This window comes from Streptomyces sp. NPDC039609, assembly GCF_055596705.1.
Map to the genome: position 1 here is coordinate 197607 of NZ_JBVIUJ010000009.1, position 16525 is coordinate 214131.

A 16525-nucleotide genomic window follows, 5' to 3' on the forward strand; every position below is an offset into this window, starting at 1 on the left:
GGCAGGTGGAGCAGGTGGAGCAGGTGGAGCAGGTGGAGCAGGTGGAGCAGGTGGAGCAGGTGGAGCAGGTGGAGCAGGTGGAGCAGGTGGAGCAGGGAGATGGTGCCGCAGTTCTACGCGCGTCCGCCAGAGGGCGTCGACGTCTTTCGGGTGAACCGGAGGAAACACCGCCCAGAGATGTTGAAAGTTGAACGGAATAGGGTTACTGTCGTTCTCGTTGAAGCTTCAACAAAGGCAATCCGGCCTCCGCGCCACCTCCGCGCACCGTCCCCAAGGAGCAGGTCATGGGCATCTTCAGCCGCAAGAACGACACCGTCGACACCGCCGTCGCCACCCTCCCCGTCGACCCGGCGCTGGCCGCGCTGACCGGCGAGTACACGATCGACGCGGCGCACAGCAGCATCGGCTTCACCGTCCGTCACGCCATGGTCACCAATGTGCGCGGCACCTTCGGCGAGCACGAGGGCACGCTGACGCTGGACGGCTCGAACCCGGGCGCGTCCGCCGCCTCCATCGATGTCAAGATCGCCTCCGTCGACACGGGCATCGGCGACCGCGACGGTCACCTGCGCGGCGGCGACTTCTTCGACGCCGAGCAGTTCCCGCTGATGACCTTCCGCTCCACGGAGGCCGCGCAGCTGGGCGGCGACAAGTACCGCGTGACCGGAGACCTCACGATCAAGGACGTCACGAAGCCGCTCTCCATCGACCTGGAGTTCAACGGCACGGCCACGGACCCCTACGGCAACGAGCGCGTCGGCTTCGAGGGCTCGGCCGAGATCCTGCGCTCCGACTGGGGCCTGACCTGGAACGCGGCCCTGGAGACCGGCGGTGTCATGGTCAGCGACAAGGTGAAGCTGAACTTCGACATCTCCGCGATCAAGAACGCCGCCTGAGCCTTCGGCCGCCCGAAGAGCTCGTCCGGCTCATCCCCGCACCACGAGCGCGCCCGCCTCTCCGTCACGACGGAGGGCGGGCGCTCGGCGTTCCCGGGGGTCTCCGGTGGGCTTCCCGGTCAGACGGCTTCAGCCGCTCGCACCACCGCCGGGATCAGGCGGTCGTTCTCCGGGGCGCCGGGGCCGGACATGAAGCCGAAGCGGCGGCGGGTGTAGCTGTACGCGAGACCGGTGGACGGGTCCGCGAAGGCCTGGGAGCCGGGGGCACCGCTGTGGCCGATCGCGGCGGGGCTCAGCACCGGATGGCGGGTGGCCAGCGGAACGAAGCCGAGCCCGAAAGCGTTCTCGGCGCCCGTCACCAGGTCGGTGCCGGAGGAGTGGATCCGGGCCACCTCGGCGAGCGTGTCCGGCTTCAGGAGCGGGGGCCGCCCGTCGAGCTCGCCCGCGATCGCCGCGTACATCCGCGCCAGGCCCCGCGCGGAGCCGATGCCGCCACCGGAGAGCGGCGCCTTGACCCGTACCGTACGGGAGTTGGCGTACGCGACCAGGTCCAGCGGCGGGTCGGCGTGGAAGTCGAACGCGACGGCCTTGAGACTGTCCGGGGCGATCGGATTCGCGTCCAGCAGTGCCTGCTGCGCGGGGGTGGGCCGCATCGGCAGCACGGGACGGAAGCGGGGCTCCAGCTCCTCGGGAAGTCCGAGGTAGTAGTCCAGGGCGTACGGGGCCCGGACCCGCTCCTCGAAGTGCTCCTGGATCGTGCGGCCGGTGGCCCTGCGCACCACCTCGCCGACCAGCGCGCCGATGACGAGGGCGTGGTAGCCGTGGCCGGTGTTCGGCTCCCAGAAGGGTCGCTGGCCCGCGAGCCGATCGGCGACCACCCGGTCGTCGGCGAGTTCGTCGAGGCTGAATCCGCCGTCGGCCCCGATCACGCCCGAACGGTGGGCCAGAAGCTCGCGGAGCGTGAGCCGCCCCTTGCCCTCGGCGGCGAACTCCGGCCACCAGGAGGCGACTTCGCGGTCCAGGTCGAGCACGCCGTCCTGCACGAGGAGCGCGGCGATCAGCGCCATCGCCCCCTTGGAGGAGGAGTACAGGCCGAGGAGCGAGTCGCCGTCGACCCCGTCACCGCCCCACAGGTCGACGACCTGCCGGCCGCGGTGGTAGACGGCGAGCTGGGCGCCGCCGTCCCTCGCCTCGTTCGCGGCGACGCGCCCGAACTCCTCCCGTACGGACTCGAATCCGGGCTCCACGGTGCCGTGGACGTCACTCATCACGCTCTCCCCCTGGCTGGTCACGACGACGTTCACGGGGAGGAACGATCAACGGCGCCGAGAACTTCCCGAGGCGTTGTCAGTGGGCGCCGCTAGCGTCGGATCCATGGAATTCCGTATCGACAGCAGTGTGTTGACCGACGCCGTGGCCTGGGCTGCCCGCGTCCTGCCCGCCAGGTCGCCCGTGCCGGTGCTCGGCGGGCTGCTCCTGGAGGCGAGCGACGGCCGGCTGCGTGTCTCCGGTCTCGACTACGAGGCGTCGGCGCGCATCGAGGTCGAGGCGGACACCGCGCTGGAGGGCCGGGCGCTGGTCCTCGGGCGGCGGCTGCTCGACATCTGCAAGGTGCTGCCCCGGGGCGTCGTCGAGTGCGTGGTCGAAGGGGCGCGCCTCTCGGTGACCGGCGGGGAGGCCCGTTTCGGGCTCTCCCTGCTGCCGTTGGACGACTATCCGGCCCAGCCGGGGCTGCCCGCGTTCCGGGGCGTGGTGGACGCCGACGCGTTCGCGGTGGCCGTCGGACAGGTGGCGGTGGCGGCGGGCCGGGACGACTCGCTGCCGGTGCTCACCGGGATACGCCTGGCCCTCGACGGTACGACGATGACTCTGGCCGCGACCGACCGCTACCGCTACGCGGTCCGCACGCTGGAGTGGAAGCCGGAGGGCGACGCGGACGCGGTGTCCGAGGGGGCCGAGGGCGCGGACGTGGTCGTGCCGGCGCGCCGGCTGACCGAGATCGCCCGCTCCCTGACGACGGCGGGGCCGGTCCGTCTGGCCCTGGACGGCGGTTCGATCGGCTTCGAGAGCGAGGGGACGCGGACGACGACCCGGCTGCTCGACGGCCGACTCCCCCGCCACGACAAGCTCTTCTCCCTGGGCGAGCACGCCGTCGCCGTGACCGACCGGGCTCCGCTCCTCGAGGCCGTGAAGCGGGTCGCGGTGGTCGCGGAGGGCGACAGCCCGGTCCAGCTCGCCTTCGCCGACGGCACCGTCCAGCTCCAGGCCGGATACGAGGACGACGTGGCCTCCCAGCGGCTCCCGGCGCTCCTGGAGGGCGCGGAGTCGATGACGGTCGCGTTCAACCCCGGGTATCTCCTGGACGCGCTCGGCTCCTTCGACACCGACTCCGTCCGTATCCACCTGCTCGGACCGGGCCAGCGCGCCCTGATCACCGACCGGGAGGACGGAGTCCACCAGCACCTGCTGATGTCGGTGAAGCCTCTGGTGTAGCTCCTGCCCCCGCTCTCCGTGGTGACCGCCCCGGGGTGCCCCGCCGGCCAGGGACGGCGGCAGGACGCCGTCTGGGACGTGAGGCCGGGGCGGCCGTCCTCACCCGGGGTCGGCCGCCCTCACCGGCCGGGCGGATCGCGCGGGTGGGCGGTTCTCGCCAGTCGCGCGGATCTCACCGGTCACGCGGATCTCACCGGTGGGGCCGATCTCACCGGTCGGGCCGTCTAGAACCCGCCGCCGCCGAAGTCCCCGCCTCCACCGAAGTCGCCGAAGCCGCCACCACCGCCGAAGTCGCCCGACCCGAAGTCGCCGGAGCTGAAGTCGCCCCCGGAGAAGTCGCCGCCCTCGAACTCCCCGCCGCCGTACTCGGAGGCGTAGGCCGGGGTGGCGAGCATCGAGCCGAGCAGGGTGCCGGCGAGGAGGCCGGGAAGCATTCCGCCGCCGAAGTATCCGCCGGCCCACGGGCCGTACGCCGGTCCCGCCTCCCAGTACGGGCGGCGGCCGTCGTAGGTGTCGACGGTACGGGCCAGGGGGTCCTGCCCGTCGTCGAGGCGTGCGGCGTCGGCGGCGCAGACCGGGACCTCACGGGCGGCGCCCCCGCCCGCCGGGGTCCAGGTCCGGTCCTCGACGGACGGGCCGTGGCGCGGGTCGAAGAAGCAGGGGGGACGGCGCTCGGGCAGCGGCCTGGACTCGCGCCGGGCGGCCAGGACGGCGAGCGAGTAGCGGCCGTCCTCCAGCTGCTGGGTCACCGGTTTGACGTCGTGCGGACGGGTGGCGGAGCCCATCAGCGATTTGGCCTTGTCGTACGAGTCCAGCGCCCGCTCGTAGTCGCCACGCATGGCGTCGTCGGCACCGGGCTCGGCCGGGTGGAAGTCGAGGCGTTCGAGCTCCTCGCCGAAGGCGGTGATGTCCTCGTCGACGACGACCCGGAGCTTCTCCAGGGCCTCGCGCTCCTCGGCCTCCTTGCGGAGCCGCTTGCGGCGGACGACCGCGTACGCGCTCGCGCCTCCGGCTGCGACGACCGCGCCCAGGGTGATCAGTCCGGCGACGGGAACGCCGTCGCCGGCGCTCGCCGAGGACCAGGAGGAGGGAGCGGTGCCGTTCATCGTCGGCAGCGCCTGGTCGACGAAGTTGTTCAGCTCGGTGGCGGCGTCCACCCCGGGCTGTCGTACGGAGGTGACCAGGTTGTCCACGGTCTCCGCGGACATCACCGAGCGGTCGGCGGCGGCGTCGAACCCGTCACCGAGCCGGACCGCGTACAGGCCCGTCACGCCGGTCTGGGTGCGCAGATTGCGCAGCAGGTTCTCGGGCGGATACTCGCTGGACGCGGGCAGCACGGCGATGAACAGCGGCTTGTCGGCGTCCTCGATCTTCTGGGCGAGGGCATCCGCTTCGGCCGTCGAGAGCTGGGCGGCGGCGCCCGGATCGACATACACCGGGCCCTGCTTCAGAGCCGCGCCGGCGTCGGGAATCCCGGTGATCCCGGCCCCCGCTGAGGGGGCCAGGACCAGGAGCAGCAGCATTGCCAGCCCGGCGAGGGCCGACAGGAGGTGGAACGGCCTGGTCCTCATACCATCGAAACTACCCCTAATGGGCGTTTGCGAGACATTGAGGACGCAAGGTAATGGCCTACTCCGCGTAATGGCCTACTCCGCGGGGTCGATGCCCAGACGCAGCAGTCCGTAGGTGAACGCGTCCTCCAGCGCCTGCCAGGACGCGGCGATCACGTTCTCGCCGACGCCGACCGTCGACCACTCGGCGTTGCCGTCGCTGGTGGTGATCAGGACGCGGGTCGTGGACTCCGTGCCGTGGCGGCCCTCCAGGATGCGGACCTTGTAGTCGACCAGCTCGAACTTGGCGAGCTGCGGGTAGATCCGCTCCAGGGCCACCCGCATCGCCCGGTCGAGGGCGTTGACGGGACCGTTGCCCTCGGCGGTGGCGACGATGCGCTCACCCTTGGCCCAGAGCTTCACGGTCGCCTCGTTGGCGTGGGTGCCGTCGGGCCGGTCCTCGACGATGGCCCGCCAGGACTCCGTACGGAAGTACCGGCGCGGCCGGCCCTCCACCTCCTCCCGGAGCAACAGCTCGAAGGAGGCGTCGGCGGCCTCGTAGGTGTAACCGGAGAGCTCGCGCTCCTTGACCCGCTCGACGACGCGGGCGACCAGTGCGCGGTCGCCGCCGAGGTCGACGCCGAGCTCCTTGCCCTTCAGCTCGATGGAGGCGCGGCCGGCCATGTCGGAGACGAGCATCCGCATGGTGTTGCCGACGCGCTCGGGGTCGATGTGCTGGTAGAGGTCGGGGTCGACCTTGATCGCGGAGGCGTGCAGCCCGGCCTTGTGCGCGAAGGCGGAGACGCCCACGTAAGGCTGGTGGGTCGAGGGCGTCAGGTTGACGACTTCGGCGATCGCGTGCGAGATCCGGGTCATCTCGGCCAGCGCGCCCTGGGGCAGCACCCGCTTGTCGTACTTCAGCTCGAGGGCCGCGACCACGGGGAAGAGGTTGGCGTTGCCGACCCGCTCGCCGTAGCCGTTGGCGGTGCACTGGACGTGCGTGGCGCCCGCGTCGACGGCGGCGAGGGTGTTGGCGACGGCGCAGCCGGTGTCGTCCTGGGCGTGGATGCCGAGCCGGGCGCCGGTGTCGGCGATGACGGTGGCGACGACGGCCTGGACCTGGGCGGGGAGCATTCCGCCGTTGGTGTCGCAGAGGATCACGACATCGGCGCCGGCCTCGTGCGCGGCGCTGACGACGGCCTTGGCGTACTGCGGGTTGGCCTTGTAGCCGTCGAAGAAGTGCTCGCAGTCGACGAAGACGCGGCGGCCCTGGGAGCGCAGGTAGGAGACGGTGTCGCGGACCATCTCCAGGTTCTCGTCCAGGGTGGTGCGCAGCGCGAGTTCCACGTGCCGGTCGTGCGACTTGGCGACCAGCGTGATGACGGGGGCACCGGAGTCGAGCAGCGCCTTGACCTGCGGGTCCTCGGCCGCGTTGCCGCCCGCCCTGCGGGTCGCGCCGAACGCGACGAGCTGCGCGTTCTTGAAGACGATCTCCTGCCGCGCACGGGCGAAGAACTCCGTGTCACGCGGGTTGGCACCGGGCCAGCCGCCCTCGATGAACCCCACTCCGAACTCGTCGAGGTGCCGCGCGATGGTCAGCTTGTCAGCGACGGTGAGGTTGATTCCTTCACGCTGCGCTCCGTCGCGCAGCGTCGTGTCGAAGACATGGAAGCTGTCGTCGAGACGCGGGCTCTCGTCGGTCTCCGTGGTCATGGCTGTGATGGCTCCTGTCGGATGTGGCTCCGGAAGGTCTGGATCCACTTGCCCCCATTCTCACGCGCTGTCCGTTTCCGACGATGGTGGGGCCGGAAAACGAAAAAACCTCTCGCGGGTGCGAGAGGTCTGCGCGCGGGTCTGGGGCACGGTGTCCACTGCCGCGGGGGTCGAGTCGCGGTTCAGCGGTCACTGCGGACCGGCGCGCTGCTGCCCATAATCATCGTGGTAGCGAGCACGTCGGCAGTCTGCCACATCTGTACGGGTGATGGGACCGTGGTCTCAGGATGCGGGCGGCGGTCCGGTGGTAGGCGTCTTCTGCATGAGCACCTCACCCCCTTCCGTCCCGCCGGGACCACCCCCCGGACCACTCGGCCCGGGTTCGGGCGGAGGCAGCGTCCCCCCTGCTCCCCCTCCGCATGGCTCTTCCGGCCCCGCCGATCAGCCCGACCCCCGTCCCCCTGGCAGCCGAAACCGCCGCACCCTCGTGATCGCGGGGATCGGCGTGGTCGTCGCCCTCGGCCTGGCTGCGGCGCTCGTCGCCGTGGTGAGCGGTGGTGACGACGACGGTGGCACGGCGGCCCAGTCCAGTCCGTCGGCGTCGAGCGCCGCGGCGAGCCCTTTGGCCGACACCCCGAACGGCCGCGCGGCGGCGCACGCCTTGGCCGCGCGTGTCGTCATGGCCCCCGAGGACTGGGGCACGGGGTACGTGAAGGGCGATCCATACGAGTCGGACCCCTCGGACGAATCGGCGGTGACGGACACCTGCGAGTGGGCCACCCGTGCCAGCCGCGCGGGCACGCTGGCGGCAATCTACCGCCTCTCCTACCACACGGAGACCGCTGAATCCGCATCGACCGAGGTCCGCGTCTTCACTGACGCCAAGACGGCGGAGGCCTACATGCGCGATATCCAGGACGCCACCCACCGGTGCCCCGCCCAGCACAGCGGCAAGGCACGCTGGACGGGAGTCCGCGAGGCCACCGCGCCCGAGGTGACCGGATTCGACCAGCTGGTGGCCGAGGAGGGGTCACAGGTGGCCAACTCCGAGGGGGCGAAGATCGACAGTCGCTACGTCTACTACACCGGGCGCGTCGGCAACACCGTGCTGATCACCTTCGCCACCGACACCCCAGCCAACGCGGCGGCGCTGACCAAGCGCGCCACCTTCGCCCTCCAGAAGATGCAGCAGCGCCTGCAGACCGCCCCTTCCGGCGCCGCCCAGCAGTGAGGACGGTCAGGCGGCGGAGGCCGGCGTCGTCTCCGGCGCGCCCTTCGGATCCGCCGCCGACCGCCCCACCCTCCCCAGGTCGATGTCCCGGGTCTCGCGCATCGTCAGGTAGACGATCAGCGAGACGGCCGCGCAGCCCGCCACGTACCAGTAGAAGCCGGACTCCATCCCCGCGTCCTTGAACCACAGCGCCACGTATTCCGCCGTCCCGCCGAAGAGCGCGTTGGCGATGGCGTACGGCAGGGCGACGCCGAGCGCCCGGATGCCGGTCGGGAAGAGTTCCGCCTTCACGCACGCGTTGATCGACGTGTAGCCGGTGATGACGACCAGCGCGAGGAGGGAGAGGCCGAGTGCCGGCCAGAAGGAGCCCGCCTTCTGGAGCATCGTCATGATCGGCACGGTCAGGAAGGTGGAACCGACCGCGAAGGTGATGAGGAGCGGGCGGCGGCCGATCCGGTCCGACAGCCGGCCCGCGAGCGGCTGCAGACAGGCGAAGACGATCAGCGCGCAGAACGAGACCAGGGTCGCCGTCTGCTTGGGCAGGCCCGCGGAGTTGGAGAGGTACTTCGTCAGATAGGTGGTGTACGTGTAGTAGGCCACCGTGCCGCCCATGGTGAGGGCGATGACGAGGAACGCCTCGCGCCTGTGCGCCCACAGCGCCTTGAGCGTGCCCTTCTCGCCGCCCGCCACGCCGTCGTCCGCCGTCTCCTCGTACACCTCCGTCTCCAGCATGTTGCGCCGCAGGTAGAAGACGACCGCCGCGCCCAGCGCGCCGATGATGAACGGGATGCGCCAGCCCCAACTATGCAGGGCCTCGGTGGACATCGTGCGCTGGAGGACGATCTGCAGGCCGAGGCCCAGGATCTGGCCGGCCGTCATCGACACGTACTGGAAGCTGGAGGCGAAGCCGCGGTGCTGCGGCGCGGAGGCCTCGGTCAGATAGGTCGCGCTGGCCGCGTACTCGCCGCCGACCGAGAGGCCCTGGAGGAGCCGGGCGATCAGCAGGACCGCGGCGCCGCCGTAGCCTGCGACGGAGTATGTCGGCGCGACGGCGATCAGTACGGCCGAGGCGGACATCAGCGTCACGGTGAGGGTGAGCGCCGCCTTGCGGCCCTTGCGGTCGCCGACCCGGCCGAGCAGCCAGCCACCGACGGGGCGCATGAAGAAGCCGACGGCGAAGATGCCGGCGGTGTTCATGAGCTTGGCGGTGTCATTGCCCTCGGGGAAGAACGCCCCCGCGAAATACGTCGCGAAACTCGCGTACACGAACCAGTCGAACCACTCGACCATGTTGCCGGCCGAACCGACCCAGATCTTCTTCCAGTGCTCTCGTCCCATGGAGCGGAACCGTGCCGGAGATCAAGTCGACGCAACAAGGGTGGAGCGCGCAACGATCAGGAGTACTTACGTGCGTTACGGTCGCAGCAACAAGGTTTCGGCGACGAATTCCCGTACGTGTGCAAGAACTTGATCCCGCCCGGTGCCGGGGATCCCGACCGCGACATGGACGCTGAACCCGTCGAGCAGGGCCCGCATCCGGGCCGCGTACCGGTCGGGGTCGACCGACCGGAACTCGCCGCGCGAGACCCCCTCGGCGATCAGCGCGACGAGATCCCGGTGCCAGGCACCCTCGATGGCGGCCTGGCGGGCACGGGCGTCGTCGTCGGCGTTCTGGGACCGGTTCCAGACCTCGAGCCAGAGGGTCCAGTGGGGGTCGCGGGGGCCGTCGGGGACGTAGACGTCGATGTAGCCGTCGAGCCGCTCGCGGGCGCTGCCGGGACGGGAGAGCAGCGCGCTCCGCTCGGCGCCGAGCCGCCCCTCGCTCCACTCCAGGGTCTGCAGCAGCAGCTCGTCCTTGGTGCGGAAGTAGTAGAGCAGGTGCCCGCTGCTCATCCCCACCTCGCGCCCGAGCCCGGCCATGGTCAGCCCGTCGAGTCCGCGCTCGGCGATGGTGTCCATGGCGGCGGCGAGCAGCTCCTCACGGGGAGGGGCGGCGTTGTTGCGACGCCGGGGTCCGGCGGGGTTGATGCGGGTCACTCGTCTGTTCTACCTCACGCTCCCGTCGGCGTTCCGACCGAAGGCGGCCTCCAGGACGGCGGGGAGGTCCTCGGCGGGCACGGTCGCACGCAGCTCCGCGAGCACGGGCCCGAACCGCTCGTCGTCGATCATGCCGAGGTACTCCTCGCGCAGCGCGCGGATGATCTCGACGAGTTCGGGCCTCAGCCCCATCCACGCCCGCGAGGTGCGGATCTCCTCGTCCACGTGCTCCATGAACCAGCGCATGACGTCGTACGGGATCCGGTGGTGCCCCGACACGGGGTCGACGCATACGGTCGGCTCCCGCGCAGGGTCCTCGTCGGGCACGACGGCCGTCAGCACGGTCCGGTTGCCGGCGACGTGGTCCAGCTCCAGGTACCAGGCGTCATCCGGTACGGAGTACAGGATCTGGAGCGCGTAGTCGGTGCCCTCGTGGGAGATCAGCGGCATGGCCGCAGGCTGTCACGCCGCCTGCGGCCATCGCCAAGGGATTTCAGACCTTCGGCTGCTGCTGCGTGATGCAGTGGATGCCGCCGCCGCCCGCGAAGATGGCCCGCGCGTCGACCAGCGTGACGATCCGCTCCGGGAACAGCCGGCGGAAGATGCCCGCCGCGATCTCGTCGTTGGGGTCGTCGAAGCCGCAGAGCACCACGCCGCCGTTGCAGAGGTAGTGGTTGATGTACGAGTAGTCGACCCAGTCCCCCTCCTCGTCCTTCAGCACGGTCGGCGCCGGGACCTCCACGACCTCCAGCTGTCGGCCCTTCGCGTCCGTCTGGCGGCTGAGGATGTCCACGTACATCCGGGAGCGTTCGTAGTCCGGGTGGCCCGGGTCCTGCTGGCTGTGGACGACCACGACGCCGGGCTTGGCGAAGGCGGCGACGATGTCGACATGGCCCTGGGTGCCGTACAGGCCGTAGTCACCGGACAGGCCGTGCGGGAGCCAGATCGCCTTCGTCGTGCCGAGCTTCGCGTGGATCTCCGCCTCGACCTCCGCGCGGGTCCACTCGGGGTTGCGGCCGGAGCCGAGCTGGACGGTGTCGGTCAGCAGGACCGTTCCCTCACCGTCGACATGGATCGCGCCGCCCTCGTTCACGAGCGGGCTGCTCAGCACCGGCACGTCGATCAGGTCGGCCACATGGCGGGCGATCTTGGAGTCGTGCTCCCAGCGGGCCCAGTCCTGCGCGCCCCAGCCGTTGAACACCCAGTCCACGGCCGCGAGCTCGGAGCCGTCGGTGACGAACGTCGGGCCGATGTCCCGCATCCAGGCGTCGTCCAGCTCGCGCTCGACCACGTCGACCGCGTCGCCGAGCAGCTCGCGCGCGAAGTCCAGCTGGCCGGGTCCGACCACCATGGTCACCGGCTCGAAGCGGCGTACGGCGCGGGCCACGGACGCCCAGGCCTTACGGGCCTCGGTCAGCTCCTCGTCGTTGGTGAAGGTGGGGTTCGGGCCGGGCCAGGCCATCCACGTGCGCTCGTGGGGGGCCCACTCGGGCGGCATTCGGAAGGTCATGGGAGTAGTCCTCAGAGGAAGTAGAGACGGTTCAGGGAGATGGAGTCGGCCGGCTCGGAGCGGATCGGTTCGCCGTCCAGCGGTACGAGTCCGGTCCGGCCGTCCACCCCCACCTGGCCGATACGGGAGTTGAGAAGCAGGTTTCCGGGGTCGATGGCCGTGCACCGTTGCGTACTCGTACGGGTCCATCAGGCCTCAACTCCCAGATGGCCGCAGGCCGCGGCGCGTCGCAGGGCCTCTTCCTTCGCGCCCGGCGGGTCCAGCGGGCCGTCGGCCAGGCCCGCGAAGCCGATGGCGACGCGCGCACCGCCGAGGGGGCCAGGCCGACCTCGGCCTCGCCGCCCGCGTCGAAGCGGAACGACGCTCCGGCGGGGAGCGCCCGCCGCATTCCGTAGGCGGCGGTCCGGTCGAAGTCGAGGCGCGGATTGGCCTCGAAGAAGTGGAAGTGGGAGGTGACGCCGACCGGGACCGTCGCGGTGTTGCGTACGCCCACGTTCGGCGCGGGCGACGTCCCGGCCTCGGTGGGACCCGGCAGCAGGGCACCCGGCGCGCCTTCACCGAGCCGCCCGCCGCCGATCGGGTCGGAGACGACCGCGAGCCGCGAGCCGTGGTCGAAAACGGCCTCGACATGCACTTCGGTGACGACATCGGCCACACCCGGCAGGACGTCGTCCGGGCCGAGCACGGACCGGGCCGCGGCGATCGCCTCGGAGAGCCGTAGGCCGTCGCGGGCCGCCTCGCAGACGGTGTCCGCGATGAGCGCGATCGCCTCCGGCACATTGAGCCGCAGGCCCCGCGCCCGGCGGGCCCGGGCGAGCTCGGCGGCACCGAAGAGCAGCAGCCGGTCGCGTTCCGTGGGGGGCAGTCGCACGTCGAAAACACCTCCTGTTTGAGTGACACTCTAAACGCGGAAACCTTCACAACCAAGCATTGACGTGGTGCACTGGCATGGGTCACATTGAGCGCCGCTCAAATTCATCGTGATGTGCCGCCCCCCACCCCCTCTTCCCCGCAGGGAGTCCCCATGCCGATAGAACAGCGCGGAGTCGACACCATCCCCGAAGCGGAACGCACCAGCGGACCGCGGGACCTCCTGTCGATCCTGCTCGGCTCGAACCTCTGCCTGGGCGTGATCGTCTTCGGCTGGCTGCCGGTCTCCTTCGGCCTCGGGCTGTGGGCCTCGGTGACCTCCGTGCTCGTCGGCACGGTGGTCGGTGTCGCCGTGACCGCCCCGCTCGCGCTCGTCTCGCTGCGCACCGCGACGAACCTCTCCACCTCCAGCGGCGCCTTCTTCGGCGTACGCGGGCGGCTCGTCGGCTCGGTGGTCGGACTACTGCTCTCCCTGGGCTACACCGCGCTGACGCTGTGGATCGGCGGCGACGTGGTCGTCGGGACGCTCGCCCGGCTGATCGGGCTGCCGACCGGCGGCGCCGCGCACACCGTGGTGTACGCGGTCCTGGCCGCCTGCACGGTCGTCGCCGCGGTGTACGGCTACAAGCTGCTGCTCCGGCTCAGCAAGGCGCTCGCGATCGGCATGACCCTGCTCCTCGCGCTCGGCCTGGTCGCCTACGCGGGCGACGTCACCACGGCCGCCGTGCCCGAGACCCCCTACCTGCTCGGCTCGTTCTGGCCCACCTGGGTGCTCTCCGCCGTCGCGGCGGGACTCAGCGGCCCGGTCGCCTTCATCACCCTGCTCGGCGACTACACCCGCTACATCTCCCCCGCGAAGCACAGCTCCAAGACCGTCTGGCGGACCACCTGTCTGGGCCTCCTCGCCGGCCTCCTGATACCTCAGCTCTTCGGTACGTACACGGCGCTCGCGGCACGCGGCGGCGCCGACTACGCAGGACCCCTCGTCGAGGCGTCCCCCGTCTGGTACCTGGTGCCCCTGCTGCTCGCGGCGACCGCCGGCTCGGTCGGCAACGCGGGCCTGATGCTGTACTCGATGGGCCTCGACCTGGACGCCATCCTGCCGCGCGCCACCCGGGCGCGGGCCACGCTGGTGGTGGCGGCGGTGGCCACCGCCTTCGTCTTCCTCGGTCACTTCGCCTCGGACGCGCAGACCGCGATGACGTCCTTCGTGCTGCTCCTGACGGCGATCGGCACGCCCTGGGCGGTGATCACGCTGATCGGCCACGCACGGTGCCGCGGTACGTACGACCCGGAGGCCCTCCAGGTCTACAACCGCCGGGCGCGCGGTGGCATCTACTGGTTCCGCGCCGGCTGGCACCCGCGCGCCACGGTCTCCTGGGCGCTGGGCGCGGCCGTGGGGCTCGCGTCCGTCTCCACGCCGGTGTACGAGGGGCCGCTTCTCGCGCTGACGGGCGGGATCGACTGCAGTTTCGTCCTGTCGGGTCTGGTCGGCGGAGCGGTGTACGCGATTCTGACGCCGGGGACGGCACCGAAGACGGAGACCGAGGAGACCACGGCGACCGAAGCCGCGGCCGCCTGATTTTCCCGGTAGCGCGGCCGTCTGGCTCTCCCGGTAGCGCGGCCGTCCAACTCTCCCGGTAGCGCGGCCCGTCCGACTTCCCTGGTAGCGCGGTCCGACTCTCCCGGTCGTCCGGGACGCAGAACGGCCCCGAGGCGGTGCGCCCCGGGGCCGTTCGCGGTTCGACTGACCCAGACGGTCCGACTGACCCAGACGGTTCGACTAACCCAGCTGGTTCGACTAACCCAGCTGGTGGGTCCAGCCGTGGACGTCCTCGGCCTTGCCGGTCTGGATGGCGAGAAGCGCCTCGCGGAGCTTCATCGTGACCTCGCCCGGCTGCCCGCCCGACTGCTGCCACTCGCCACGCGCCGACTTCACCGTGCCGACCGGGGTGATGACCGCGGCCGTGCCGCAGGCGAAGACCTCCTTGAGCGAGCCGTTCTCCGTGTCGGCCTTCCACTGGTCGATGGAGATCCGCCCCTCCTCGGACCGGTGGCCGAGGTCCTCGGCGAGCCGGAGAAGCGAGTCACGGGTGATGCCGGCCAGCAGGGAGCCGGTCAGCTCCGGGGTGACGATGCGGTCCTCGTACACGAAGTACAGGTTCATGCCACCGAGCTCCTCGACCCACTTGTGCTCCACGGCGTCGAGGTAGGCGACCTGGTCGCAGCCCTTCTCCGCCGCCTCGGCCTGAGCGAGGAGGGAGGCCGCGTAGTTGCCGCCGGTCTTGGCGTCACCCATGCCGCCGGGGACGGCGCGGACGCGGTCCTCGGAGAGCCAGATCGAGACGGGCTTGACGCCGCCGGGGAAGTACGGTCCCGCGGGCGAGGCGATGACGACGAAGAGGTACTCGTTCGCCGGCCGCACGCCCAGGCCGACCTCGGTCGCGATCATGAACGGGCGCAGGTAGAGGGACTCCTCGCCGCCGTGCGCCGGAACCCATGCCTTGTCCTGCTGGACGAGGACGTCGCAGGCCTTGATGAACGTCTCGACGGGCAGCTCGGGCATGGCGAGCCGGTGCGCGGAGGCCTGGAAGCGCCGGGCGTTGGCGTCGGGGCGGAAGGTGGCGACGGTGCCGTCGGGACGGCGGTACGCCTTGAGGCCTTCGAAGATCTCCTGCGCGTAGTGCAGGACGTTCGTGGCCGGGTCGAGAGAGAGCGGGCCGTACGGCACCAGCTGGCCGTCGTGCCAGCCGCGGCCCTCGGTCCACCGGATGGTCACCATGTGGTCGGTGAAGTGGCGGCCGAATCCCGGGTTGGCCAGGATCGCCTCGCGCTCCGCGTCCGACAGCGGGCTGGAGGAGGGCTTGAGCTCGATCGTGGGCGTCGTCATGAGTGCTAGTCCTTCACCGGTTGTGTGTGACGGACCGCGCTCACGCCGCTATCAGTGCTCTGCTAGGACGTCCGAGCTTTCCCGCATGCCGCGGCCCCACGTTCGATTATCGCCCGTGGGGGACGGTGCACGGAAACGGCGTGCATGCGATCCATGAGTTGATGGTGGCACCCCACGGCCGCATAGGTACAGCCGCCGGGTGGTTGTGCGACCCGGCGGCTGTGTGACGTCAGTCGACGGGTCAGCTCGCTACGCGTACGGCGAGCGCGTCGCCGATCTCGTCCGTCGTGCGGACGGAGTCGCCGCGCTCGGTCAGATCGGCGGCGACGGCGGCCTCGATGCGGGCGGCCTCGGTCTCGTGGCCGAGGTGGCGCAGCAGGAGCGCGACGGAGAGAACGGTGGCCGTCGGGTCGGCCTTGCCCTGGCCCGCGATGTCCGGCGCGGAACCGTGGACGGGCTCGAACATGGACGGGAACTCGCCGCTCGGGTTGATGTTGCCGGAGGCGGCGACGCCGATGCCGCCGGAGACGGCCGCGGCGAGGTCCGTGATGATGTCACCGAAGAGGTTGTCGGTGACGATCACGTCGAACCGCTCGGGCTGCGTGACGAGGAAGATCGTCGCCGCGTCCACGTGCAGGTAGTCGGTGGTGACCTCGGGGAATTCCTCGGCCACCTTGTTGAAGACATTGGTCCAGAGGTGACCCGCGTACGCCAGGACGTTGTTCTTGTGGACCAGCGTCAGCTTCTTGCGCGGGCGGGCCTGGGCGCGGGCGAAGGCGTCGCGGACGACGCGCTCGACGCCGAAGGCCGTGTTGACGGAGACCTCGGTGGCGACCTCGTGCGGGGTGCCGGTACGGATCGAGCCGCCGTTGCCGGTGTACGGGCCCTCGGTGCCCTCGCGGACCACGATGAAGTCGATCTCGGGCTGGCCCTTGAGCGGGGTCGACACGCCGGGGAGCAGCTTCGAGGGACGCAGGTTGACGTGGTGGTCGAAGAGGAAGCGGAGCTTCAGCAGGAAGCCGCGCTCCAGCACTCCGGACGGGACCGACGGGTCGCCGATCGCGCCGAGCAGGATGGCGTCGTGCTGCTTGAGGGCCTCGGCGTCCGCGTCGGTGAGGGTCTCACCGGTCGCGTGGTAGCGCTTGGCGCCGAAGTCGTACTCCTTCGTCTCCAGCTTCACGTCCTGCGGAAGCGCGGCGGCGAGGACCTTGAGGCCCTGGGCCACGACCTCCTGGCCGATGCCGTCGCCGGGAATGACTGCGAGATTGATGCTGTGAGACATGTCGGCACCCTACTCCTCGTCCCAGTGTCTGACACTCGCTGTCCATCATGCGG

At 70.8% G+C, this 16525-nt stretch carries 14 protein-coding genes and 1 pseudogene; 5 read left to right on the plus strand and 10 right to left on the minus strand.

Annotated features, from left to right (window positions below):
- Positions 1 to 191: hypothetical protein (locus tag ACZ561_RS26900; RefSeq protein ID WP_470999574.1), on the plus strand; the 191-nt coding region annotated here is incomplete at its 5' end.
- A gap of 93 nt (positions 192 to 284) precedes the next feature.
- Positions 285 to 896 carry a YceI family protein gene (locus ACZ561_RS26905; protein WP_470999576.1) on the plus strand — a complete coding sequence of 204 codons (612 nt, stop codon included), beginning with the start codon at positions 285 to 287 and terminating at the stop codon, positions 894 to 896.
- A gap of 119 nt (positions 897 to 1015) precedes the next feature.
- On the opposite strand, the gene ACZ561_RS26910 is transcribed toward ACZ561_RS26905, so the two are convergent.
- Positions 1016 to 2164, minus strand: coding sequence for a serine hydrolase domain-containing protein (locus tag ACZ561_RS26910; protein ID WP_470999577.1), 1149 nt, complete (start codon positions 2162 to 2164; stop codon positions 1016 to 1018).
- A 106-nt stretch (positions 2165 to 2270) separates the two neighbouring features.
- Here ACZ561_RS26910 and dnaN point away from each other — a divergent pair, with 106 nt between their 5' ends.
- On the plus strand, positions 2271 to 3389 hold the full coding sequence (gene dnaN / locus ACZ561_RS26915; protein WP_470999579.1) for a DNA polymerase III subunit beta: 1119 nt from the start codon (positions 2271 to 2273) through the stop codon (positions 3387 to 3389).
- A gap of 224 nt (positions 3390 to 3613) precedes the next feature.
- Here the strand turns inward: dnaN and ACZ561_RS26920 are convergent, their stop codons facing one another.
- A complete protein-coding gene (locus ACZ561_RS26920; RefSeq protein WP_470999581.1) occupies positions 3614 to 4960 on the minus strand; it encodes a hypothetical protein in 1347 nt (448 codons plus the stop codon).
- A 75-nt stretch (positions 4961 to 5035) separates the two neighbouring features.
- Positions 5036 to 6652, minus strand: a complete 1617-nt coding sequence (gene cimA / locus ACZ561_RS26925; RefSeq protein WP_470999583.1) for a citramalate synthase — start codon at positions 6650 to 6652, stop codon at positions 5036 to 5038.
- 487 nt (positions 6653 to 7139) lie between these two features.
- Here cimA and ACZ561_RS26930 point away from each other — a divergent pair, with 487 nt between their 5' ends.
- Positions 7140 to 7883, plus strand: a complete 744-nt coding sequence (locus ACZ561_RS26930; RefSeq protein ID WP_470999585.1) for a hypothetical protein — start codon at positions 7140 to 7142, stop codon at positions 7881 to 7883.
- Positions 7884 to 7889: 6 nt separating this feature from the next.
- Here ACZ561_RS26930 and ACZ561_RS26935 read toward each other — a convergent pair whose 3' ends face one another.
- The 5 genes and pseudogenes from ACZ561_RS26935 to ureA all read right to left on the minus strand — a co-directional run bounded on the left by ACZ561_RS26935 (position 7890) and on the right by ureA (position 12301).
- On the minus strand, positions 7890 to 9221 hold the full coding sequence (locus ACZ561_RS26935) for an MFS transporter (protein ID WP_470999587.1): 1332 nt from the start codon (positions 9219 to 9221) through the stop codon (positions 7890 to 7892).
- A 75-nt stretch (positions 9222 to 9296) separates the two neighbouring features.
- The gene (locus tag ACZ561_RS26940; RefSeq protein WP_376444774.1) at positions 9297 to 9857 is read right to left on the minus strand and encodes a TetR/AcrR family transcriptional regulator; all 561 of its coding nucleotides are present in this window, start codon (positions 9855 to 9857) and stop codon (positions 9297 to 9299) included.
- A 72-nt stretch (positions 9858 to 9929) separates the two neighbouring features.
- Positions 9930 to 10370, minus strand: coding sequence for a hypothetical protein (locus ACZ561_RS26945; RefSeq protein ID WP_470999589.1), 441 nt, complete (start codon positions 10368 to 10370; stop codon positions 9930 to 9932).
- A 43-nt stretch (positions 10371 to 10413) separates the two neighbouring features.
- Complete coding sequence (locus tag ACZ561_RS26950) at positions 10414 to 11430, minus strand: agmatine deiminase family protein (RefSeq protein ID WP_470999591.1); 1017 nt, start codon at positions 11428 to 11430, stop codon at positions 10414 to 10416.
- Between the two features lie 188 nt (positions 11431 to 11618).
- Positions 11619 to 12301 (minus strand): annotated as a pseudogene (gene ureA, locus ACZ561_RS26955) (urease subunit gamma).
- Positions 12302 to 12454: 153 nt separating this feature from the next.
- On the opposite strand from ureA, the gene ACZ561_RS26960 reads away from it, so the two are divergent.
- Entirely contained in the window at positions 12455 to 13882 is a 1428-nt protein-coding gene (locus ACZ561_RS26960; RefSeq protein ID WP_470999593.1) for a cytosine permease, read from the plus strand.
- Positions 13883 to 14101: 219 nt separating this feature from the next.
- Here the strand turns inward: ACZ561_RS26960 and ACZ561_RS26965 are convergent, their stop codons facing one another.
- Together ACZ561_RS26965 and ACZ561_RS26970 are read right to left on the minus strand one after the other, a co-directional pair.
- Positions 14102 to 15190, minus strand: coding sequence for a branched-chain amino acid aminotransferase (locus ACZ561_RS26965; RefSeq protein WP_470999595.1), 1089 nt, complete (start codon positions 15188 to 15190; stop codon positions 14102 to 14104).
- Between the two features lie 241 nt (positions 15191 to 15431).
- Positions 15432 to 16472: a 3-isopropylmalate dehydrogenase gene (locus tag ACZ561_RS26970; RefSeq protein ID WP_329115547.1), complete on the minus strand. Its 1041-nt coding sequence runs from the start codon at positions 16470 to 16472 to the stop codon at positions 15432 to 15434.
- Positions 16473 to 16525: the final 53 nt, after the last annotated feature.

Coding starts and splice junctions, on each gene's coding strand:
- ACZ561_RS26905 (WP_470999576.1), top strand. CDS start 285: ATGGGCATCTTCAGCCGCAAGAACGACACCGTCGACACCGCCGTCGCC.
- ACZ561_RS26910 (WP_470999577.1), bottom strand. CDS start 2,164: ATGAGTGACGTCCACGGCACCGTGGAGCCCGGATTCGAGTCCGTACGG.
- dnaN (WP_470999579.1), top strand. CDS start 2,271: ATGGAATTCCGTATCGACAGCAGTGTGTTGACCGACGCCGTGGCCTGG.
- ACZ561_RS26920 (WP_470999581.1), bottom strand. CDS start 4,960: ATGAGGACCAGGCCGTTCCACCTCCTGTCGGCCCTCGCCGGGCTGGCA.
- cimA (WP_470999583.1), bottom strand. CDS start 6,652: ATGACCACGGAGACCGACGAGAGCCCGCGTCTCGACGACAGCTTCCAT.
- ACZ561_RS26935 (WP_470999587.1), bottom strand. CDS start 9,221: ATGGGACGAGAGCACTGGAAGAAGATCTGGGTCGGTTCGGCCGGCAAC.
- ACZ561_RS26945 (WP_470999589.1), bottom strand. CDS start 10,370: ATGCCGCTGATCTCCCACGAGGGCACCGACTACGCGCTCCAGATCCTG.
- ACZ561_RS26950 (WP_470999591.1), bottom strand. CDS start 11,430: ATGACCTTCCGAATGCCGCCCGAGTGGGCCCCCCACGAGCGCACGTGG.
- ACZ561_RS26960 (WP_470999593.1), top strand. CDS start 12,455: ATGCCGATAGAACAGCGCGGAGTCGACACCATCCCCGAAGCGGAACGC.
- ACZ561_RS26965 (WP_470999595.1), bottom strand. CDS start 15,190: ATGACGACGCCCACGATCGAGCTCAAGCCCTCCTCCAGCCCGCTGTCG.
- ACZ561_RS26970 (WP_329115547.1), bottom strand. CDS start 16,472: ATGTCTCACAGCATCAATCTCGCAGTCATTCCCGGCGACGGCATCGGC.